Annotated in this window: 17 protein-coding genes and 1 riboswitch; of the genes, 16 read left to right on the top strand and 1 reads right to left on the bottom strand. The window is 37.6% G+C overall.

The features are described from left to right. The first annotated feature begins 156 nt into the window (after positions 1-156). From IGJ90_RS09710 to asnS, 4 genes are all read left to right on the top strand, one after another. The gene (locus tag IGJ90_RS09710) at positions 157-2,946 is read left to right on the top strand and encodes an ATP-dependent DNA helicase DinG (protein WP_025189407.1); all 2,790 of its coding nucleotides are present in this window, start codon (positions 157-159) and stop codon (positions 2,944-2,946) included. A 75-nt stretch (positions 2,947-3,021) separates the two neighbouring features. Beyond that, positions 3,022-3,540 carry a cell wall elongation regulator TseB-like domain-containing protein gene (locus tag IGJ90_RS09705; RefSeq protein ID WP_025189406.1) on the top strand — a complete coding sequence of 173 codons (519 nt, stop codon included), beginning with the start codon at positions 3,022-3,024 and terminating at the stop codon, positions 3,538-3,540. Between the two features lie 38 nt (positions 3,541-3,578). Next, on the top strand, positions 3,579-4,778 hold the full coding sequence (locus IGJ90_RS09700; protein ID WP_002376910.1) for a pyridoxal phosphate-dependent aminotransferase: 1,200 nt from the start codon (positions 3,579-3,581) through the stop codon (positions 4,776-4,778). 16 nt (positions 4,779-4,794) lie between these two features. Then, positions 4,795-6,147: an asparagine--tRNA ligase gene (gene asnS / locus IGJ90_RS09695; protein ID WP_002374359.1), complete on the top strand. Its 1,353-nt coding sequence runs from the start codon at positions 4,795-4,797 to the stop codon at positions 6,145-6,147. 46 nt (positions 6,148-6,193) lie between these two features. Here asnS and IGJ90_RS09690 read toward each other — a convergent pair whose 3' ends face one another. After that, a complete protein-coding gene (locus IGJ90_RS09690) occupies positions 6,194-7,153 on the bottom strand; it encodes a Gfo/Idh/MocA family protein (RefSeq protein WP_002382786.1) in 960 nt (319 codons plus the stop codon). A 166-nt stretch (positions 7,154-7,319) separates the two neighbouring features. Here IGJ90_RS09690 and IGJ90_RS09685 point away from each other — a divergent pair, with 166 nt between their 5' ends. The 12 genes from IGJ90_RS09685 to clpB all read left to right on the top strand — a co-directional run bounded on the left by IGJ90_RS09685 (position 7,320) and on the right by clpB (position 24,173). After that, entirely contained in the window at positions 7,320-7,844 is a 525-nt protein-coding gene (locus IGJ90_RS09685) for a hypothetical protein (RefSeq protein ID WP_002382789.1), read from the top strand. 59 nt (positions 7,845-7,903) lie between these two features. Then, a complete protein-coding gene (locus IGJ90_RS09680) occupies positions 7,904-8,083 on the top strand; it encodes a hypothetical protein (protein WP_002384259.1) in 180 nt (59 codons plus the stop codon). 99 nt (positions 8,084-8,182) lie between these two features. Then, entirely contained in the window at positions 8,183-8,824 is a 642-nt protein-coding gene (locus IGJ90_RS09675; RefSeq protein WP_438768042.1) for a glycoside hydrolase family 73 protein, read from the top strand. 19 nt (positions 8,825-8,843) lie between these two features. Continuing rightward, positions 8,844-9,530: a hydrolase gene (locus IGJ90_RS09670; protein WP_002356802.1), complete on the top strand. Its 687-nt coding sequence runs from the start codon at positions 8,844-8,846 to the stop codon at positions 9,528-9,530. 146 nt (positions 9,531-9,676) lie between these two features. Continuing rightward, a riboswitch (purine riboswitch) is annotated at positions 9,677-9,774 on the top strand. A 154-nt stretch (positions 9,775-9,928) separates the two neighbouring features. Next, entirely contained in the window at positions 9,929-10,510 is a 582-nt protein-coding gene (locus IGJ90_RS09665; RefSeq protein WP_002356804.1) for a xanthine phosphoribosyltransferase, read from the top strand. 2 nt (positions 10,511-10,512) lie between these two features. Next, a complete protein-coding gene (locus tag IGJ90_RS09660) occupies positions 10,513-11,832 on the top strand; it encodes a nucleobase:cation symporter-2 family protein (protein ID WP_002382793.1) in 1,320 nt (439 codons plus the stop codon). A 327-nt stretch (positions 11,833-12,159) separates the two neighbouring features. Then, positions 12,160-13,275, top strand: a complete 1,116-nt coding sequence (purK, locus tag IGJ90_RS09655; protein ID WP_002384262.1) for a 5-(carboxyamino)imidazole ribonucleotide synthase — start codon at positions 12,160-12,162, stop codon at positions 13,273-13,275. A gap of 42 nt (positions 13,276-13,317) precedes the next feature. Next, positions 13,318-14,613: an adenylosuccinate lyase gene (purB, locus tag IGJ90_RS09650; protein ID WP_002356808.1), complete on the top strand. Its 1,296-nt coding sequence runs from the start codon at positions 13,318-13,320 to the stop codon at positions 14,611-14,613. Between the two features lie 382 nt (positions 14,614-14,995). Next, on the top strand, positions 14,996-16,057 hold the full coding sequence (locus IGJ90_RS09645) for a DUF916 and DUF3324 domain-containing protein (RefSeq protein ID WP_029739089.1): 1,062 nt from the start codon (positions 14,996-14,998) through the stop codon (positions 16,055-16,057). A 37-nt stretch (positions 16,058-16,094) separates the two neighbouring features. Continuing rightward, the gene (locus tag IGJ90_RS09640; protein ID WP_438768039.1) at positions 16,095-20,735 is read left to right on the top strand and encodes a WxL domain-containing protein; all 4,641 of its coding nucleotides are present in this window, start codon (positions 16,095-16,097) and stop codon (positions 20,733-20,735) included. 188 nt (positions 20,736-20,923) lie between these two features. Next, positions 20,924-21,295, top strand: a complete 372-nt coding sequence (locus tag IGJ90_RS09635; RefSeq protein ID WP_002359784.1) for a DoxX family protein — start codon at positions 20,924-20,926, stop codon at positions 21,293-21,295. Positions 21,296-21,566: 271 nt separating this feature from the next. Next, on the top strand, positions 21,567-24,173 hold the full coding sequence (clpB, locus tag IGJ90_RS09630) for an ATP-dependent chaperone ClpB (protein ID WP_002362158.1): 2,607 nt from the start codon (positions 21,567-21,569) through the stop codon (positions 24,171-24,173). Positions 24,174-24,177: the final 4 nt, after the last annotated feature.

Genomic DNA, 24,177 nt, shown 5'->3' with positions numbered 1-24,177 from the left:
CAAAAACGTTCAGTTTATCAGTTTTTAAACCTGAAACAAAAATCACTTTGGATTTTTGTTTCAGGTTCTTTCTTATTATCTCTGGAAAAGATTTCAAGAGAATTTTTGAAATACTAGTGAAAATCCTATAAATTGTAGTATAATTTTCAAAGATGAATGAAAGGCGTGAAGTCATTGAAAGACAAACAAGTGTATGCAGTAGTTGACCTTGAAACGACTGGAACAGATCCTACAAGTGATCGGATCATTCAGTTTGGATGCGTTCTCGTTCAAGATGGAAAGATTATTGCGAACTTTGCGACAGATGTGAATCCCAATCAAGTAGTACCAAAACAAATTCAAAGTTTAACGGGGATTAGTAATACGCAAGTTCAAAAAGCGCCTTATTTTGAAGATGTAGCACATACAATTTATCATTATCTGGAAGATACTATTTTTGTGGCGCATAACGTCCACTTTGATTATAATTTTTTAGCTCGTGAACTGGTACGGTGTGGCACGCCGCCACTTACCATTCCAGCCATTGATACAGTGGAATTGGCACAGATTTTTTTACCGACAGAAAAAAGTTTCCGTTTAAGTGATTTGTCGGAAAGTTTAGGTTTGTCTCATGAGAATCCCCATCAAGCAGATAGTGATGCGCAGGTTACAGCCGAACTTTTGTTATTAATTCAAGAAAAAATGAAATCTTTACCATTAGTCACTATGGAAAAAATTGCGGAATTAAGTCAACAGACAGCGCGGGAAACCAGTGCCTTTATTCAACAAACATATGAACAAATGAAAAAACAAGTGACACCATTAAATCCAGCTTATCAAGTGGTCAGTGGCATTGCTTTACGCAAAAAAGAAGTTCCTCTTTTTGAAGAAACGTTCTATCAGACTAGTACGTATCCCAAAACTAAAAAAGCCAAAGAAAAACTGTTTGGCGAACGTTTCGCTTATCGTGCGGAACAGAGTCGGATGATGAATTTAGTCTATGATCATTTTACAGAAGGAACGACAAAAGATTTATTTATTGAAGCGGCGACTGGAACGGGAAAAACATTAGGCTATCTGTTACCGATGAGCTATTTAGCAACGCCAGAAAAACCAGTCATTATTTCAACAGTTTCGATTGTTTTACAAAATCAATTAGTAGAAAAAGATTTACCGTTAGCCAATCAAATCTGCCAAGGGAAATTACGTGGCATTGTTATTAAAAGCCATCGACACTATCTTGATTTACAACGCTTTAAGGCAACGTTGAATCAGCCAACTCCGCAAAAACAATACGCTCTTTATCAAATGGGCGTTCTCGTCTGGTTGCTAGAAACAGAAACGGGCGATTTAGATGAACTACAATTGACGAATTTAAATCATTTATTCTGGAAAGAAGTTACACATCGCGGATTGGATTTTCTTTCAAAAAAAGATGAACTTTATGAAGTTGACTTTTTAAGACATCTGTATAAAAAAGTCGCTCAAAGTAACGTGTTGATTGTTAATCATGCATTTTTGGCGCAAGAGTCGCTAAGGAAACAACCGTTATTACCTGAAAGTCCGTGGCTAATTATTGATGAAGCACATCATTTACCAGACATCGCTAGTCGGATGGCGAGCGAACGAGTGAACAGTGTGATACTAAAAAAACAAGTCACGCATTTTATTGAAAAAGAACAACTTTTTGTTGCTTTACAGCAAATTTTTCAACAGTTTTCTGAAGAGCAGCGGCTTGTAAAAATTTATCAGCAAGGTTTACTGGATTTTGTGGATGAATGGCAAGATTTTCTTTTTGAATTGCATCGTTTATTTAGTAAAACGCAGAAGCGGATAGACCATCAGGAGTTGCTTTTAACCAAAGAACGTATTGATTATTTATCTGCTGCGGGAGAAAAACATAGTCAAACGCTCCAGCTTTTACTGCAGGAGTTGTTAACTATTCAAAGTAAGTTACAGCAAACAATTATGAGTCAGTTGGAAACCTTTAGTTTGGCTGATCGCATCGTTTTTGTTCGCTTGTTTCAATTTTTTGATGAAATTGAACGTATTCACCACTGTTTTACCATTTATCTTGATGATTGGCGTCCACGTTGGGTAAAAGAATATTTACCACAAAATGAAGACCATGGCTTGATTGAAATTCATGACTTAGAAGCTAGTTTGCTTCCTGAAACAAAGTGGTATCCGCGGTATGAACGAATTATTTATACAAGCGGCACATTGAAGTTTGGCAACAATAAAAAGTATTTACCGCAACGGTTAGGTTTAACAGAGGTGACGTTCAAAACCCTGCCAACGCCATATAACTATGCAGAAAATGCGCGAGTCTATGTACCGGAAGAAGCAGTAGCCATTCAAAATGCCTCTTCCTATGAGATGGGTCAATACATTTCAGATACCATTGAAAAATTGATGGCGCAAGAGGAACGTTCGATGTTGGTTCTTTTTACTTCGCATGAATTATTGTCCACCGTGTATCATCAAGTCCAGCCAAGATTATTGGAAAAAGGACAAGAGGTCCTCGCCCAAGGGATTAGCGGCAGTCGTGAAAAAATTCTTAAACGGTTCTCTAATGGAAAACCGAATGTCTTGCTAGGAGCCGATAGCTTTTGGGAAGGTGTGGACTTACCAGGAACAGCTTTACAGTTATTGATAGTCACGCGTTTACCTTTTGAAAATCCGAAACGACCACTTGTGCAAGCAAAATATGCATATTTAGAAGCAGAAGGGATACAACCATTTGCTCAAGAAGCGGTACCGAAAGCAGCCTTACGTTTGCGACAAGCACTGGGCCGTCTAATCCGTTCTGAAGAAGACAGAGGGGCATTGCTGATTCTGGATCGTCGTTTAGTCACTGCAAAATATGGCAAACGATTAATCAAAGCGTTTCCCAAGGGACTCTCAGTAAAAGAAGCGCCCATGCCTGAAATTTTAGAAGAATTAAAGGAATTTTTAAACAAATAATCGATTATTTTTAGGTCATATTTGTGAAAGGCCGCTATTTTTCTGCTATAATAAGACCCAGTAAGTTTAGAGAGGATGGAAGGATTTTTGGAGGAATTAGAAGAAAAGAAAGAGAAGAAACGGATTACTGTCCTTTTAACCCTATTGGCAATCCTTTTAGCAATTCTTGTAACAATAATTATCTTTTTTGTACGAACCAATCAACCAATGGCTCAAGCCAAAAAAGAAGCAACCGCAATTGCCAAAACTTCTGCTAATTTAGAAACAGTTGATAAATTTTACTGGTTTACACGCAAAAATACGTATTTTACTTTAACCGGCAAAAATGATAAAGGCACAGAGATTGTCGTGATTGTCCCTAAATCGGGAGAAAAAGTCACGGTCTTAAATCAAAAAGATGGTCAAACTGAACAACAAATAACAGACATGGTTGCTAAAGCCCATCCCGATGAATCGGTGATGAAAGCTACGTTAGGGCTTTATGATAAGCGCCCTGCATGGGAAGTGGTCACCGAAAATGATCAAGGAGTACTAACGTATTATCTTATGAGCTTTGATAAAGGCGAAGAGATTAACGTTGTCAAAGATATTTAATTTAGATAGGTTTTGATGAAAGTGGGAGTGAAAGGTGTATGAACGTATCAAATCGAGCACAGCAATTGACTCCTTCTGTTACATTAGCAGCTGCCGCCAAAGCGAAAGCATTAAAAGCAAAAGGTGTAGATGTTTTAAGCTTAACGGTCGGGGAACCAGATTTTGTAACCCCGAAAAATATTCAAAAAGCAGCAATTGCTTCAATTGAGGATGGAAGAGCAAGTTATTACACACCTTCTGGCGGCATTCCTGAATTAAAGCAAGCAATTGTTTCTTATGTGGAACGAGAATATCAACTTTGTTATCAACCCAAGCAAGTTATTGTGACAGATGGTGCCAAATATGCGCTGTATCTATTATTTCAAGCCATTTTGAACGTTGGGGACGAAGTGATTATCCCTGTCCCTTATTGGGTAAGTTATGGTGAACAAGTCAAGTTAGCAGAAGGCAAGCCAGTGTTTGTATCAAGCACGCAAGAACAATCATTTAAAGTATCAGTCGCACAATTAGAAGCTGTACGAACGGACAAAACAAAAGCAATCATTTTAAATTCACCATCTAACCCAACTGGTGTTATTTATACGGAAGAAGAATTACGCCAAATTGGTGAATGGGCAGTTGCTCATAATATCCTCATTATTGCAGATGATATTTATGGTCGTTTGGTGTACAATGGACATCGGTTCACACCAATTGCAACCATCTCAGAAGCAATTCGTCAACAGACAATCATTATTAATGGTGTTTCCAAAACATATGCAATGACAGGCTGGCGCATTGGTTTTGCAGTCGGTGATGAAAAAATTATTCAAGCAATGACACAACTCGCTTCACAATCCACCAGTAATCCAGTCGCAGTTAGCCAATATGCGGCAATTGAGGCTTTAACAGGTGAACAGACGACAGTTGAAGACATGCGTCAGGCCTTTGAAAAACGCCTGAATCATATCTATCCAAAAGTAGCAGCTTTGCCAGGTGTTTCGCTAATAAAACCTGAAGGCGCCTTTTATCTATTCCCGAATGTCAAAAAAACGTTAGAAATTTGTGGGTATGATAACGTGACTAATTGGGTGGAAGATTTATTACAAGAAGCGCATGTTGCTCTGGTAACGGGAGAGGGCTTTGGTGCACCAGAACATGTGCGGATGAGCTATGCGACAGATTTAATGACGTTAGAAAAAGCGATTGAGCGAATGAACGACTTTATAGAAAAGAAACGGATTCAGCACAACGCCTAAAAGAATAAACTAAGAAATGAACGGAGAGACAGACGTGGAACAAATTCAAATTATTGATTCAAACAAACATGTTGGAGAAACAGTAAAAATTGGCGCTTGGATTGCTAACAAACGCTCAAGCGGAAAAATTGCCTTTTTACAATTACGTGACGGGACAGCCTTTTTCCAAGGTGTCGTGTTCAAACCAAACTTCATTGAAGCCTTTGGTGAAGAAGCTGGTACAGAAAAATTCCAAGAAATTAAACATTTATCACAAGAAACAGCAGTCATGGTTACTGGTGTTATCAAAGAAGATAGCCGTTCTAAATTCGGCTATGAAATGGATATCACTGATTTAGAAGTCGTTGGCGCTTCAGAAGATTACCCAATCACGCCGAAAGAACACGGCACAGATTTCTTAATGGATCATCGTCATTTATGGTTACGTTCAAGCAAACAACATGCAATCATGTTAGTTCGTAACGAAATTATTCGTGCTACTTACGAGTTCTTTAACGAACAAGGATTCATTAAAATTGATAGCCCAATTTTAACAGGCTCAGCACCAGAAGGCACAACAGAATTATTTGAAACAGATTACTTCGGACAACCAGCATTCTTATCACAAACAGGTCAATTATATGCAGAAGCTGGTGCGATGGCATTTGGAAAAGTCTTTACTTTTGGACCAACCTTCCGTGCGGAAAAATCCAAAACTCGTCGTCACTTAACGGAATTCTGGATGATTGAACCAGAAATGGCATACACAACTCATGAAGAATCACTAGATATTCAAGAAGCCTACGTAAAACATTTAATTAAATCAGTATTGAAAAATCAACAATATCCATTGGATGTTTTAGAACGTGATACAGCTTTACTGGAAAAATATGTTTCGGAACCATTCAAACGTATTACTTACGATGATGCGATTGAGTTATTACAAAAAGAAGAAGCAAACAATGATTATGATCACATTGAATGGGGCGAAGACTTTGGTAGCCCACATGAAACCTTTATTTCAAATTACTATGGCGTTCCAACATTCATTTTAAATTATCCAAAAGCAATTAAAGCCTTCTATATGAAACCACATCCAACACGTGAAGATGTTGTAATTTGTGCCGATTTAATTGCGCCAGAAGGTTATGGTGAAATTATCGGTGGTTCAGAGCGTGCAACTGATTATGATTATTTGAAAGAAAAAGTAGCTGAGTTTGGCTTATCTGAAGAAGAATATAGCTGGTATTTAGATTTACGTAAATACGGTTCTGTGCCACATTCCGGCTTCGGGTTAGGTTTAGAACGTGCTGTTACGTTCATTACTGGTAATGAACACATTCGTGAAGCGATTCCGTTCCCACGTATGTTAAACCGTATTTATCCATAGAGAACAAATAAAAAAGAGAACTTCGGCAAAAGCCGAAGTTCTTTTTTTAATTCTGCCATAATTTTTGCATCTGGTCCAAAATATCAATGACTTCTGTCGTGAAAAATAAGGAGCGGTTGGGTTGTGTACCTTTGATTGCTTCAACCATATTGTAGATTTCATAATTCATGGCTTCAGCTGAGTACCCAGAAACGATGGTCTCAACCGTACCGTCATTGTAGTGAACGATTGCTTCATCTGCACGTGGATAATCTGTAATGGTAATATAGGCATCTTCAAAAGCAACAATTCCTTGCTTTGGCATTTTTGCTTGGAATGTTAATGAAATAGTAGCCAACTCATTTTCTTTATTCCGAAGCAATGTCACCGATTGTTCATCAACGCCAGTAGAGAAGGGAACCATGCTAGAAGCTAAAACGTCTGGCTGTGAGCTGAGAAACCAACGAGCAAACGAAACCGCATAAGTACCAATATCTAACAATGCGCCGCCTGCTAAGTCAGGATTAAAAAAGCGATTTTTAGGATCGGGTTCTTTGTAACTTCCAAATGGTGCTTGAATCATTTTTAACTGACCAAATTTGCCAGCATCCATCAAGCGACGTAATTCGTCGTATAGTGGCATGTTAAAAATAGTCATGGCTTCTGCTAAAATAAGGTCATTTTTTTCTGCAACTGCCAAGGCTTGTTTTAATTCTGCCGCGTTCATCGTAATAGCTTTTTCACACAACACATGTTTTCCGGCCTGGAGCGCTTTTAAAATGTGTTCAGCATGTTGTTTATTTGGCACTGCTATATAGACAACATCGATTGTTTCATCTGCTAGCAATTCTTCATAAGAACCATAGGCTTTAGGGATTGAATAATCAGCGGCAAATTGTTCTGCTTTAGACAATGTCCGTGAAGCAACAGCTGCAAGTTGGCTAGTTTCTTGTTTAAACGTTGAAGCAAATTCGTGGGCAATCCCACCTAATCCGACGATGCCCCATTGATATAATTTTTTTGTCAAAAGAAGTCCTCCTAATCTATGCAATTTCTTCAAATCTTCTTCATTATTTATTATACTGTAAACAAGAGAAATTAGAAAACAAGGACAATTTTGTAAATATGATAAAATCCAGAGATAAAAAGATGCTTTTTTTAGAGAATTTCAGTAAAATAGAAAATGGAGGCGAATGATTATGCATCAAGTTTATGTAGATATTATTGTTGACGCAATTATTGAACAGTACCAAACAGAAGAAAATTTTTACTCCGCTTATCAAATTCAAGCAGCCGATTGGCAAGCTTGGAAAGAAGGCCAATTTGGTTTGGACAATGAAGTCATGCAAAAAATTAAGAATTTGTTTACGGATTATGAGTGGATGCTGACTCAAAAAATACTCCGCCAAACCATCTTATTTCCGGAAAAACGTAACCTAGCTGTTTCGGAATATAAACGGTTAAAAACAACAATTGCCAAAAAATGGCTACAATCTGATTTGGGCGTTGTAGAATTAATTCCTAACAATAAACAGGAACAAGAAATTGCTGCTGGTTATATTGATTTGAAAGTGACGCTGGCCTATGGCGAATGGGGTTTTGATGATATTATTACATTCCGGTTACCAGCTACGATTCAACGACAATTGGAAGGTTCAAAAGTTGAATTATTAGATTGGGTCAACGAAAATCTGATGGATACTTACGTAGGTGAATAACGAATAGGAAGGATGGTCTTTTGAAATACACAATTGCTGGGATTTTATCTGTGATTATTATGTTTGGTGCGGTAATTTTTGTCTTTTTTGGCAAAAAGCCAGTTGAAGAATCTGTTCACACATCAACTGAAACAACAGTGAAATCATCCACTAAAATTTCTGAAAGTAGTACAGTTTCTTCAACTGCTACCACTGAATCAAGTACTGAAATCACGAGCGTAAGCAGTGATGAAAGTTGATAATTTTCTGTGAAAATGATACAATTATTCGGTTATAGTAACAAATGAAATCAATCACGAAAGTGAAAGATAATGAAACATTTTATCGGAAAATAAAAGATGAAGTGGGGAATTAATGAAGTGAGCAACTATCAGAAAAAAAGAAAAAAGCAGCTGAATTTGCCAAAGTTATTCTTAGGCATAGTTGTCGTCGGTTTGGCCTTTGTCTTTTCGTTATCTGTCCTTTCTGATTCAGATAAGGGACAAAGCGAGTCAGTCAATCGCCAAAATGAAAACATCTCAAAAGAAGAATTTGTTGCTGAGATCACACCGTATGCACGTGAATTACAAGAATCTTACGGGGTATTACCAAGTATTATTATGGGGCAAGCAGTTTTAGAATCAAATTTTGGACAAAGTCAATTAGCATCGAAATATAACAATCTTTTTGGGATTAAAGCATATGGCAATCAACCAAAAGTCAATTTAGAAACAAAAGAGTATGTCAATGAGGTCTGGATTACGATTCAGGGTGATTTTCGAGTTTATGACAATTGGGAAGAATCCATGCGAGATCATACCAAGTTATTTGTTGATGGGGTCGATTGGGATCCAAATTTATATGAAAAAGTCTTGTTAGCCAAAAATTATAAAGAGGCTGCACAAGCGCTTCAAGATGCTGGATACGCAACGGATCCTACATACGCTGATAAGATCATTCATGTAATTGAAGAATACAATTTAAATAAATACGACCGTTAAGCATGGAGGAACGATGACAATGAGCGAAAAGTGGATTCCAGAAATTATGACGCCGCTGAAACAAGATATTGTAAAAATGCCAGAGATTATTCGGCAAGCCAGTGGCATTAAAATTTTTGGCCGTAAAATAAAATCAATTATTTTTACGACAGATATTGCGATTATCCGCAATACGGATGCACAGGCAGTGATTGCTGTATATCCTTTTACACCGCATCCAGCGATTACAAAAGGCATTATTGAAGCAGCGGATATTCCTGTCTTTTCAGGAGTCGGCGGCGGTTTAACACAAGGCATGCGTTCTGCTTATATGAGTTTATTTGCAGAAGCACAAGGCTCAATGGGTGTCGTTTTGAATGGTCCTACACCAATTGAAACAATTAAAATGGTGGATGAAGCAATCGATATTCCTATTATCAGCACAGTAACTTCTATTCATACGCCAATTGATGAAAAACTTGCGGCTGGCGTGGATATGATTAATATCAGTGCAGGAAAAGACACTGCAGCCACTGTACGCTATTTCCGTGGCAAGTATCCAGAATTACCGATTATTGCAACAGGAGGACCAACTGAATCGAGTATTCATGAAACCATTATCGCCGGAGCGAATGCTATTACATATACGCCCCCTAGTAACGGTGAATTATTCAGCAAAAAAATGAAAAAATATCGTGAACAAGAAAAAGCAACCGATGAAGAATAAAAAACGCTTTGGCAGGATAGACTGCCAAAGCGTTTTTGGCTATTTAATGTTCGCTTTTACGGAACAATGGAAGAATGAACCAATTATTTGAAAATTCTAATGAAAAAAAGTTGTTAAACCATTGAAAGTTAGAGATTTTTGTACTATCCTAGAGAAACATAGAAGCTTGTATAAGGTCAAAATACGGTTGACCGTCTCTACCCAGCACCGTAAATGCTGGTCTATAAGTGAAGAAGAGCGGATAGCCCTTTTTTGCTTTGGCAAAATGGGCTTTTTTCTTTTGTTAGAACACGAATATAAATAGCACTTTGTTTTATTTCGTTCGTTTTTAACGAACCGTCCTTTCCTCAGGATGAGAACAAAGCATCTATCGAAAAATAAGTAAAGGAGTTCATATTGTGAAGGAATTAGTCGAACGTATCAAAAATGATGGCCGTGTATTAGGTGAAGGTGTTTTAAAAGTAGATAGTTTTATTACGCACCAAGTGGATCCAGAATTAATGGAGGCTATGGGTAATCGTTTTGCTGAGGTTTTCGCAGAAGCAGGCATTACCAAAGTAATTACAATTGAAGCATCAGGAATCGCTCCTGCCTTATACGCAGCGCAAAAATTAGGCGTGCCAATGATCTTCGCTCGTAAGGCAAAAAGTTTAACCATGGATGAAGAGCTTTTAACGGCTTCAGTTTATTCATTTACAAAACAAGTGACAAGTCAAATTTCCATTTCAAGAAAATTTTTATCTGATGCTGATAAAGTGTTGATTATTGATGACTTTTTAGCTAACGGACAAGCTGCTAAAGGATTGGTAGAATTATGCCAACAGGCTGGTGCAAAGGTTGAAGGAATTGGTATCGTAATTGAAAAATCATTCCAAGATGGTCGTCAGTTATTAGAAGACATGGGCTTAAATGTAGTCTCTTTAGCACGTATTGCTTCATTAAGTGAAGGAACGGTGACGTTTTTAGAGGAGGATGCATAATCTTGGAAACAAAACAATTGAATACACCACAACAGACGGAAACACCAAATGGGAAAGCCGCCGTTTTAGGATTGCAACATTTATTAGCGATGTATGCTGGAGCAGTTGCCGTACCTTTATTAATCGGAACCGGCTTGAATTTTGATTCGCAACAAATGACGTATTTGATTTCAATCGATATTTTTATGTGCGGCGTTGCGACACTTTTACAATTAACGGTGAATAAGTTTTTTGGGATTGGCTTGCCAGTCGTTTTAGGTTGTGCCATTCAAGCAGTTGCGCCTTTAATCATGATTGGTACGAACAAAGGGGTTGGTGCAATTTACGGTTCAATTATTGCTTCGGGCATTTTTGTCGTTCTTATTGCAGGATTTTTCTCAAAAATTAAACGTCTATTTCCGCCTTTAGTCACCGGCACAGTCATTACAGTTATTGGTTTGACCTTAATTCCTGTTGCTGTTGAAAAAATGGGTGGCGGCTTAGCAACGGACAAAAGTTTTGGTGATCCTAAAAACTTGCTCCTCGCATTTGTAACAATTGCCTTAATCATTGTTGTGCAAGTTTGGGGACGTGGCTTTATCAAGTCAATTGCCGTGTTAATCGGCCTAGTCGGTGGCACAATTTTAGCTGCGTTTCTGGGATTAGTTGATTTGTCTCCTGTTGGTCAAGCTACGTGGTTTCATTTTCCACAGCCATTTTATTTTGGCAAACCAACGTTTGATCTTTCTTCTATTGTGTTGATGATTATTATTTCAATTGTTAGTATGGTTGAATCAACAGGTGTTTATTTTGCCTTAGGAGACATTACAGGGAAGAAAATTGGCGAAGATGATTTACGTCGTGGGTATCATGCAGAAGGTTTAGCCGTCATTTTAGGGGGGATTTTTAATACGTTTCCTTATACAGGTTTCTCTCAAAATGTCGGGTTAGTTCAATTATCTGGGATCAAAACACGTCGACCAATTTATTTTTCTGCTTTTTTCTTAATTATTTTAGGCTTATTACCAAAAATTGGTGCGATGGCCCAAATTATCCCAGAGCCGGTTTTAGGCGGCGGAATGCTGGTTATGTTTGGAATGGTGGCTGTCCAAGGAATGCGCATGTTGTCAAAAGTTGACTACTCAAATGACAAAAATTTATTAATTATTGCCATCTCGATTGGCTTTGGTTTAGGCTTTAATATTATGCCGACGCTCTTTAATAAAGTACCAGAAACTGTTAGCATGTTTACTGGTAATGGAATTGTCATGAGCAGCATTACCGCAATTATTTTAAATCTTTTATTCAATGGTTTAAAAGAAACCTCAGAAAGTAACGAATAGTTTCAAAAAAGTATGATAGATAAGGTCAGGTGGCTTTTCTTTCATACTTTTTTGACCTAATCATCGTTTAGAAAAATTTAATGTTTTCATCAATTTGAAGAGAATAAGAGAAAAAAGCTTGGTTACAAAGAGACGAGTAGTAAGTTACCGCTGTTTTATCCTAAAGTATGTTAATAAATTCTGATGAGAAAACCTAATGGAAACACTGCTGGCACTTGAAGTTGAGCCTTTTTCCTTGTATCATGTAAAAAGAGCACTCTTAAAGGCTAGACTGCGACGAGAAACCGCAGAAGGATTTTAAGGATAAAACTGTGATGGAAAGTTGTGATGAACTTGGATAAACCACTATTACCTGGTCAAGTGATTGGTATCATTGGTGGCGGACATTTAGCAAAAATGATGGCCCTTAGTGCAAGAGAAATGGGGTTTCGAGTGGGTGTGCTAGATCCACAAATTGATTGTCCTGCTGCACAAGTTGCCGATTGGCAATTATTAGGAGCATATAATGATCCTGAAGCGTTAGAGAAATTGGCAAAACGTGCCCAAGTGATTACGTATGAATTTGAACATGCAGATGTTGATGCGTTAACAGCGATTCAACATTTGGCGAATATACCGCAAGGAACAGACATTTTAGCGATTACGCAAGATCGCTTAATGGAAAAAAGTTTCTTGGAAGATAATAATATTGTGATTGCACCTTATGCAACGATTGTTAGTCCGACTGATATTCAAGAAGCAATTGATGGCATTGGTTATCCGTGTATCTTGAAGAATACGCGAGGGGAAGGTCGTTATGTACTACATAGTACTTCAGACTTAGCGCCATCCATGAATCTTCTGAGAGAAGGAACCTGTGTCTTGGAAGCTTGGATTCCTTACGAAAAAGAATTATCTGTTCTGATTTCTGGTAATGGTCGTGGCGAATTTGCGACATTTCCAGTTGTGGAAACAATTAAAAAAGAGCGTAAGCTACATGAAACGATTGCGCCAGCCCGAATTGATGACGAAGTCAGTGGCGAGTTGCAACGAATTGCTAAGGTGATTGCTAAAGCAGTTGGTTTAGTCGGCACCCTTTCAATTGAAATGTTTTATACAGAAACAGGCGGGATTTATGTAAATAAAATTTTACCTCGTCCAGAAGATGCTGGGAATTTTTCAATAGATGCTTGTTCTTTTAGCCAATATGATACGCATATTCGTGGCTTATGTAATTGGTCAATGCCAACGATTCAACTGTTGTCTGAAGCAGTCACGGTCAATGTGCTTGGAAATGAGGCCTATGAAACGATGGACATTATTAATGAACATCCAGATTGGCATTTCCACTATTATGGCCACAGTGAAGCAAAAGCGCAACGAGCGATGGGGCATATTACTATATTAACCAAAGAAATCGATGAAACACTGGAAGAAATTAAAGAAACAAAGATTTGGTCGTAATTATTTTTCAAAAATTGAGGAGTAAAGAGGGGATAAGGCACAATGATTGATCGTTATACAAGACCCGAAATGGGCGCAATTTGGACAGATGAGAACCGCTACAAGGCATGGCTAGAAGTTGAAATTTTGGCGGATGAAGCTTGGGCAGAACTTGGCGAAATTCCTAAAGAAGATGTACAAAAAATCCGAGAAAATGCATCATTTGATGTTGCACGTATTTTAGAAATTGAAGCAGAAACACGTCATGATGTTGTCGCTTTTACTCGTGCCGTTTCAGAAACGCTTGGTGAAGAGCGAAAATGGGTGCACTATGGGTTAACCAGCACAGATGTTGTGGATACTGCCTATGGTTATCTATTGAAACAGGCGAATGATATTTTACGGAAAGATTTACAAACATTTACGGAGATTGTCGGAGCCAAAGCCAAAGAGTATAAACATACGGTCATGATGGGAAGAACGCATGGTGTTCATGCAGAACCTACTACATTTGGTTTGAAATTAGCGTTGTGGTATTCTGAAATGAAACGCAACATTGAACGTTTTGAACATGCAGCCAAAGGTGTCGAAGCGGGTAAAATCAGTGGAGCCGTAGGTACCTTTGCCAATATTTCACCATTTGTTGAAGAATATGTTTGCGAACATTTGGGGATCCGTGCTCAAGAGATTTCGACACAAGTTTTACCACGTGATTTACATGCAGAATATGTTTCTGCCATGGCATTAATTGCGACAAGTATTGAAAAATTTGCAACAGAAATTCGTGGTCTACAAAAATCAGAAACGCGTGAAGTAGAAGAATTTTTTGCAAAAGGACAAAAAGGATCTTCGGCAATGCCGCATAAACGAAATCCAATTGGTTCTGAAAATATGACTGGTTTGGCACGTGTGATTCGTGGTCATGTCATTACTGCCTTTGAAAATGTGAGTTTATGGCATGAACGAGATATTTCTCACTCGTCTGCTGAACGGATTATTATTCCCGATACGACGATTTTGCTAAATTACATGTTGAATCGTTTTGGTAATATTGTCAAAAACTTAACGGTCTTCCCAGAAAATATGAAACGTAACATGGATGCGACTTACGGACTAATTTACAGCCAACGTGTCTTATTAAAATTGATTGACCATGGCATGACACGTGAAGAAGCGTATGATTTGGTCCAACCAAAAACAGCTTACGCATGGGATCATCAAACGGCGTTCCGTCCGTTGCTAGATGCGGATGAAAAAATTACTTCTGTCTTATCAAAAGAAGAGCTAGATGATGCCTTTGATTACCATTATCATTTAAAAAACGTTGACACGATTTTTGAACGTGTTGGTTTAGGATAAAAAGAAATCAGCCAGAAAGAACCGCGTGTTTATTCTGGCTGTTTTTTTCAGAAAAAAAGTTGAAAAGTTATTTAGTAGAAATCAGAAGAAAAAGTGTTAAATTTTAGCGAGCAAACGTCAAAAGGTCAATGTATGACGCATACCTTTTGACGTTTGCTCGTTATTTGTTTTGTTGTTCTTTAGATTCTAAAGGAGATATTTTCAGAAAAGGATGGAATTTAGGCATTTTCATAGTTAGAAAGCGCTGTTAAACCCTTATGGGATAAGAAGATGCCATTTTTTAATTATGGGTTTAAAAATTCAAAATTTTTTTTTGTGTGTCTTCAGCTATAATTAATCTATTAACGATAAGTATTAAAAGAATGGGGGAAAGTTGATTGTAATGAAATTGTCACAAGTCCCAAATAAAACGACAGGGAATGGAATAAAAATATTCGGTTATCTCTGTTTTGTAGTTAGCTGTTATCTAATCTTTTTACGCTTCGAAGTGGCTTTAGCCCAACAACCAGAGCCACAGCCACTGGCGGGTTTCACAGTTGAAAGTGTGATACCAGATAATCAGCTAGATAAGAACCAAACTTATTTTTATTTAGGCGTTCAGCCAAGTAGTCAGCAGATTATTCAAGTGAAAATTAGAAGTTTGCAAAAAGAACCCGTAACTGTCGCTTTAAGTATTCATGATGCAGTGAACGGAACGGATGGACAGATTGATTATACGCAGACAAGCCCCAAATTAGATTCTAGTTTGACGAATTCCATCACACAAATTGTTCATTTGCAAAATAAGGAAGCTACGGTCACTGTAAAAAACTTTGAAGAAAAAATAGTGAATTATGAAATCAAAACACCCAAAGAGCCATTCTCTGGAGTTAAATTAGGCGCATTACGGTTTGTTAAACAATTAGAGGATGAATCATTAACAAGTAATCAATTTACATCAACCTATGCGTATACTATTTCAATCATGCTGACAGAAGATAAACAGCCATTTGATGAAGGAGCAGAATTGAAACTAAAAAAAGTTGATACAACGATCAGCGGTGGCTTACCCGTTGTTCAAGCAACATTCCAAAATCGACAACCAAAAGTTATGAAAGGAGCGACCATTACCAACTGGTTAACCAAAAAAGGTCAGACAAAAGAGTTACTAAAAAAAGTACAAGCGGATGTGACAGTAGCACCTAACTCGCTATTAGCTATGGATTTATCTTTGAATGAGGCCGCACTTCCAGCGGGAACGTATACTTTTCATAGTCAAGCCAGCGCTGGTAATCAAGAATGGCATTGGCGAAAAAATTTTACAATCACACAAATGCAAGTAAAAAAATGGTCGGCTAGTACATCTTCAGCAAAAAGCCCACAGTTTTTTTTAATAGGTGGTAGTATATTGCTCCTCATTGTAATTAGCGTATATTTTTATCTTAAAAAGAGTAGAACAAAATAAAGGAAAAAAAGGAAAAAAGGAAAAGAAGGTGTTGGTTATGAATAAGAAAATGATTCGTCTTATTTGTGTTATATTATTGGGAACAATGATTTTACCAATTAATGGCTTAGCTGAGGGGACTGAGTCAACAACAGTAACGAGTGAAATGCAACAAATTATTGAAGATTCATTACCTAAGCTATCAGAACCGTCTAAGCAAACGATAGAAACAACTGAAACAACCGATTCTTCAATTGAAAAAACTCAAGCAACTGAAGCAACGAAAGAAGTAGAAACTGTTTCCTTTACTTGGTCACAACAAGAATCAGAACGTCAAGTAACTGCCGGAGCGGATTTTTATCTAAAAATAACTAGTAATGTAACTTGGGCGGAAATCCAATTGCCTCAGGAAATTCAATATAATCCCCAAAAGAACCAACAATTGCAGGAGCATAGTTCTTATAATCAAGAACAACATAGCTTGGTTTTAAGAGACTTAGCCCAGTTGGGGGAGAGTTACTTGCTGTTAACGACAACAAAAGCAGGAACCTTTACCTTGTCAGTCAAAGATAAAAACCAAGAAACGTTGGCTAATAATTTAGACGTGACGATTGTGAAAGAGCAAGTAGTAGTGCCACAAGAGACCCAGAAGAGTGGTGAGCAGAAGCAAACAAAGGAAAATGAAAAAAGCAACCCCGTCGTTAAGTCTAAAAACATTGCCGCTAAAGCGAATGGGATTACGGTCGGTTTGACTGCACCAGCCACTTATCGTACATATACTGACCCTGCGACAGGAACAGCACCAGATTACTTAACTGTTTCTTTACCAGTTTCCATCAGCCAAGCGGGCCTCACTGGTACTTCGATTGAGCTTCCTTATGGCTTTTATCCAAGTAAAAGTGACCCGATTTTTAAAGACTTTGATAGTACAGCACCGATTTTTTCGTTGGTCACACCTAGTGCTAACTCCATTGTGGCTTCGTATGTAAATGATACGGCCAATAAAAAATTAATTATTCGCTTGAAAGAAACCAAGACAACTTTAGAGACGATTAATTTACGTTTTAAACTTAATAATGTCTATGATGCCAAAATCCCACCTGAACAAATCGTGTGGAATAATCTCCAAGCGAAGGTATTTGATAATACGGGGACACAAATAGCAAGTTCAGCGGCAAATAAAACCGTAAAAACGGATGTGAGTTCTATCAATTTTCGTGTAGGTTCTGCCTATGCCAATCCTAGTAGCGAGAGTTATTTTGACGGTGATATTGTTATATCAAATAATTATTGGCTTAATTATTTAGCTAGAGCGAATTTAGACCCTCGTTATGAGCATCAAGTGTATGTTGAAATTCCCACGGGAGCTACTTTAACGGGAACTTTAGCCAATAGATTATTGAAAACAGGGATCACAAATGTACAAGACCCTAGTGTGCCAGTTGGTTTTACTCGGTACTATCAGAAATTAGCAACCCTCTCACCAACCATTTTAGACAATCCAGTAACTCTTATTAATTTAAGATATCTTGATACAAGAGTTACTTTGAATAGAACTTATGCAGAAGGGCGTTCTTTTTCCGTCAATTTTGGGATGAAGGTAAAATACTTGAATGGGAAAATAAATACGCTCACCACTACGCAAAGTTATATAAAACGGTCTCGGCCAGATTTTCAATTGTCAGGAACAGGGCATCATAATACTATTGCAGGTTCTACTAACTCAGTTAATAACTTAAGGAATTCAGCGACAGCTGGACCTGTTTTCGCTTTTGGCGTTACGCCTTTTAGTTCCCCTGTTACTATTAAAAATACCGGAACTAAAGCAATTCAAGGGGTGTCATACAGATTACAAGAATTAACTGCGGGCTCAGCTAAAGGAAATTTTGATGATCTCTATATTTATGGTGTTACGGATGGAGTAAGTACCCCAGCCTATTATCGGCCTTGGTATCGTATTAGAAATGCTGTAACTGGAACGAGTCGTTCTGTTTGGAGCAGTACGCCCCCTACTACTGGCAATTTTAGTCCAGCTTTGCCAACCTTAGCAACCAACGAGTATATTTCGGACATTTATGTCATCCCAATGGGAACAGATGGCAAAACAGCTAATTCGTTACCTCCAGGGAACGGAATGATTCTTCGATATGGGGTTAAAAATTGGCCTGATGGGCGGTGGCCAGATGGAACAGCGCTTTCTAAGAAGTCTAATCCAATTACGTTTGGAGCCACCATGCAGTACCAAGATGCAACTGGTACTCCTACATCGCTTAAATTAAGAGATCACGTCATGTATTATAATAATGACGTAGCTTTAAATGTTTCTGCTAGGATGACCAGTGTCAATAGCCAAAACAAGCTGCCTGGAGACACAATTAACTATGAAATAATCATGAGAAATAATGTTTACTATACAAACATTTCCTTGAGGGATTGGGTAAAGCCCATTATTACAATTAAAGTTCCAAAACAGTTACGATTAAAAGCTACCACGAAAAAAGATTTTATTGATGAGAGTAACCAAGTCACCTATCCAGCTTCGGTGACAGTTGAAACGTTACCTATCAAAGACACGGCTTACAATTATTATCGTTTTAAGACGTCCAGCACGGCTTATAAATCTAAAGTACTGAGAGAGTCTAGTGTTTTTCGGATTCCTTTAGAATTTATAGTGGATAGTTCAGCTGCTTCTGGAAGTTATCAAATTCCTTATGTCGCATATAGTAGCTCTCAGGCAACTGATTTCTTTACTGGCGTACCTGCACAATTAGATGCTGCAGAGGCTAAAAAAATCGGTTTAGACAATACAAATGAAAATAGCTACGGGTTGAACGGACCTGTTCTTAGTAATACTGGCTTTTCTGTCGTGGATGCTTCAAAACTAGATAGTGCGACGAATGCTCGTGGATCGGCGACGCAAGCTTGGTCTAGCAGTAATATCTTTGCGGTAGAGAGTAAAGGAACACCGCAAATGCAAACGGTCATTAAAAACTCAGGGAATACAAGCTTTACGAGCGTTCGGTTATATAACCTATTACCTTCTGCTAGTGATGGTCGTGGATCAACAGGAAGTATCGGTTTTACAAACTTGACTAATAATAGTGGAACAGCCAAAATTTACTATACAACTAAGCCGGTCTCACAATTACCTAGTTATACTAACAATGATTTACAAGCATGGAATGCCACTAAACTAACTAGTTTAGGATTCACTACAACTAAACCTGCGAACTCTGCTTTAATCACAGCAATCTATGTCGATTTTGGCGCAACGACAATCAAACCAGGTGAGACATTAGACGCAATTATGAACTTTTTAGTGCCAGATGCGGAGAATCAAAAAGCGATTAATCAATTTCAATATTCTGCCAAAGAAGCTAAAGCAGGAACAACTTTAACAGCAGTCAGTGACAAAATTACCTTTAGTACGGAGTTTGCTCAAGTAGCTTATGAACAAAATTTACCAAGTGTTATCGTGCCAGGAAGTGGAGTTACAGGTCTACCCTCTCCGCAAACGATTCAGTTAAATGTGAATGGGGCTGGAAAAGTTGTTATTCCAACAACAAAACCAACACTTAGTGGTTATACTTTTGTGGAATGGCAAGATGTTGTAGCGCCAACTAAGAACTATCAACCGGGTGCAACGATCAGCTTTACGTCTACTTCAACTACTACAAAAGTAACTCTGAAAGCTATTTGGAAACCAATCTCAGTGAATGTGACTTTTAATGCCAATGGGGGCTCGGGTGGTACAGCGGCTAAAGCCTATAATTTTGGAACTGTAGTTAATTTAAGCACCGTTGCGAAGCCAACAAGAACAGGCTACACTTTCCAAGGTTGGGCCACAACAGCCAATACCACAACACCAAATATTACAACAAACCCTCTCGTTAATTATATCTCAGCTAAGACTTATTATGCTGTTTGGAAAGGGAATACCTATACGGTGAAGTTTGATGCTAACGGGGGAACGGGTAGCATGCCTAATACGAGCTTTATTTATGGAATAGGCAAGCCATTACCAGCCAATACCTTTACAAAGGAAAGTAATACATTTCTTGGCTGGGCAAGGACGCGAGCAAGTGACGTTGTATATACAGATAAACAAATAGTTTCAATGTTAACTGCTACTAATAATGGAACTGTAACGTTATATGCGAAATGGAGTGGGCAACGACCTGTATTGATGGGGACACCAAGTACGTTTGATTTTGGCAAACAAACGATTTCGCCAACGTCAAAAAGTTATGGACTAAATTCAGCAAGCTATGTCGGAAGTCCCGAATTACAACAAGCTGGTTTTATGTTACGTCTAGAAGATAATCGACCAACTAGCACAGGTTGGAAATTAAACGTTAGTTTATCTGAATTTAAAGATAAAACTGGTAAATCTTTACCACAAGGAGAAGGAATTACCTTGAACTTTGCGGACACTCAACTTCAAAAAGTTCAATATGCTAATACAGCCGAGGAATCAGTAACGACTGGTTTTACCAATGGACCGATGTTAGGTTCTCAAGCTTTTCGATCGGGTGCAACAGCCCAATCAATAATCACAGCAACTGGAGCACAAGGAAGTGGAACTTGGCAACTATATTTTCCTTTTGAAGAGATAAAATTAACTGTGCCTGCAAATGTAGGAGAAATATCAAAAGTATATCAATCTACAGTAACCTGGTCATTGGACGATGTAGTCTAATCTTAGTATGTTTCACTTGAAAGGAAAGTTAATTGTATTAAGAAAAAATATAAGTTTTATAGTAATATTAAAAAACAAACGTATTGTTAAATACGTTTGTTTTTTTTCTATACTTTTTTCGATTTATCCTTTATAATGTAACTTAAATAGTTACATTAACTATTTAATGAAAACAAAGGAGGAGAAGTATGGATAAACAACAGCGAGGCATTCAAGTGATTAGAATTTGGCTAGGGGTGACGATGCTAATTCATGGAGTGATGAAAGTAACGTCATTGGAAGATACTTTAGCGTTTTTTGCTAGTATTGGTTTGCCAAGTCTTTTTGTTTATGGTGTAGCAGCAATTGAATTAATTGGTGGATTATTTATGATTATTGGCTTTTTAATTCCTTTGGTATCAGTAGGATTCATAGCAGTTTTAGTCGGAGCTATTTTTTCTTTTGGTTTGGCAAGTGGTTTTAGTGGTTATGAGTACGAATTATTTTTAGCAATAACCAGTTTGGCTATTTTGGTTAGCTATGCCGATAAAAAGTATCTTACGTTAAAACTTTATTTTTAATAAATCAAAGCAATAAAGAGTTGGTCAAACCAGGTGTTATTGCGAAAAAAGCTCTAAAACAGTGATATTTAGCTGTTTTAGGTTTTTTTTATCAAAAAAGGTCAAAAAAGGTCAATTTATTCATTGACCTTTACTGACCAATAGAGTATAATAAATTTATAAGGTTTACGAATACCTTAACTTTTGAAGAAATCCATCAAAAGTCGGATAATAATAATTGTAAAGAATGTTAAAATAAAAAAGACAAAACAATAAACGGGAGGGATCGTTTATGAATATTGAAAAAATGACAACCACGCTACAAGAGGCGATTGCTGAAGCTCAAAAAGTTGCGGTGACACGGCAACATCAAGAAATTGATATCGCACATTTATGGAAAATTTTTCTTCAACCAAACCATTTTGGTCGTAATTTTTACACAGATGCTGGTTTAGATGTTGACGCATTTGAACGAGAAGTAGATAACGCGTTAGATGAATATCCAAGTGTGGCAGGCGGTAATGTGCAATATGGTCAAAATTTAAGTCAAAATTTGTTCCATTTATTGCAAGAAGCTGATTCACTTCGAGAAGAATTCCAAGATGAATTTTTATCAACCGAAATTGTACTTTTAGCTTTAATGAAATTGAAAAATTATCGTTTAACAAAATATTTAATGCAACAAGGCATTACGGAAAAAGAGTTAAGAAAAAATATTGAAGAGATGAGAGGAGGAGATCGTGTGACTTCTCAAAACCAGGAAGAACAATATAAAGCACTAGAAAAATACGGTGTTGACTTAGTACAACAAGTAAAAGCAGGAAAACAAGATCCAATCATTGGTCGTGACGAAGAAATTCGTGACGTTATTCGGATTTTATCAAGAAAAACTAAAAATAATCCAGTCTTAATTGGTGAACCAGGTGTTGGTAAAACAGCGATTGTTGAAGGATTAGCACAACGAATCGTTCGTAAAGATGTTCCCGAAAACTTAAAAGATAAAACCATTTTTTCTTTAGATATGGGCGCCTTAATTGCGGGAGCAAAATTCCGTGGCGAATTTGAAGAACGGTTAAAAGCTGTTTTAAAAGAAGTGAAAAAAAGTGATGGCAAAATCATTTTATTCATTGATGAAATTCATAATATCGTCGGAGCTGGTAAAACTGAAGGCAGTATGGACGCCGGGAATTTATTAAAACCGATGCTAGCACGTGGTGAATTGCATTTAATCGGTGCCACAACGCTTGATGAATATCGCCAATATATGGAAAAAGATAAAGCCTTAGAACGTCGTTTCCAAAAAGTATTAGTCAAAGAACCAACAGTAGAAGATACAATTTCTATTTTGCGTGGCTTAAAAGAACGATTTGAAATTCACCACGGCGTGAATATTCATGACAATGCTTTAGTTGCTGCCGCTACTTTATCCGATCGCTATATTACTGATCGTTTCTTACCAGATAAAGCGATTGACTTAGTCGATGAAGCAAGCGCAACGATTCGAGTGGAAATGAATTCAATGCCGACAGAGCTCGATCAAGTAACACGTCGGTTAATGCAACTAGAAATTGAAGAAGCGGCCTTGAAAAAAGAATCGGATGATGCAAGTAAAAAACGGTTAGCCAACTTGCAAGAAGAATTAGCAGATTTGCGTGAAGAAGCCAACTCAATGAAAATGCAATGGGAAACGGAAAAAGAAGAAGTTAATGCGGTTTCCAACAAACGTGCAGAGATTGATAAAGCAAAACACGAATTAGAAGATGCTGAAAATAATTATGATTTAGAACGAGCTGCTGTTTTGCGCCATGGAACAATTCCACAATTAGAACATGAATTGAAAGAATTGGAAGAAAAGAACGCCAAAGATAACGTCAAAATGGTACAAGAATCGGTTACTGAAAACGAAATTGCGCAAGTGGTCGGTCGTTTAACCGGCATCCCTGTGACAAAATTAGTTGAAGGCGAACGAGAAAAATTAATGAAACTGAATGAAACATTACACAAACGTGTGATTGGTCAAGATGAAGCCGTCGATGCTGTTAGTGATGCGGTGATTCGCTCAAGAGCAGGCTTACAAGATCCAAATCGCCCACTCGGTTCGTTCCTTTTCTTAGGACCAACTGGTGTTGGTAAAACAGAACTTGCTAAAGCCTTAGCTGAAGATTTGTTTGATTCTGAAGATCATATGGTACGGATTGACATGAGTGAATACATGGAAAAACATGCCGTGTCTCGTTTGGTTGGTGCCCCTCCAGGCTATATTGGTTATGAAGAAGGTGGCCAGTTAACAGAAGCTGTTCGTCGAAATCCATATACAATTGTCTTATTAGACGAAATTGAAAAAGCGCACCCAGATGTCTTTAATATCTTATTACAAGTTTTAGATGATGGTCGTTTGACAGATTCTAAAGGTCGGGTCGTTGATTTTAAAAATACAGTTTTAATTATGACAAGCAATATCGGTTCTCAGCTTTTACTGGAAGGTGTGACACCTGAAGGAACAATTCCAGAAGAAGTTGAAAATCAAGTCATGAATATTCTAAAAGGACACTTTAAACCAGAGTTCTTAAACAGAATTGATGATACCATTTTATTCACACCATTGAGCTTGGATAATGTGAAAGGAATCATTGGTAAAATGACCGCACAACTTGCTCATCGTTTAGAGCAACAAGAAATTGTGTTGGAAATCACTGATGAAGCTAAAACATGGATTGCTGAAAATGGGTATGAGCCAGCTTATGGAGCTCGTCCGTTAAAACGTTTCATTACTCGCGAAGTCGAAACACCATTAGCAAAAGAAATTGTTTCTGGACGAGTAATGCCAAAAACAAAAGTCACGATTAGTCTATTAGACAATCAATTAGTTTTTGAAAATGAACCGATAGAAGAAGTATAAAAAA

Origin of the sequence: Enterococcus sp. AZ129 (assembly GCF_051714505.1) — a bacterium.
GTDB lineage: Bacteria > Bacillota > Bacilli > Lactobacillales > Enterococcaceae > Enterococcus > Enterococcus faecalis.
The sequence above is the reverse complement of the archived record's forward strand: the minus strand, read 5'-3'. Positions and strand labels throughout refer to the sequence as shown.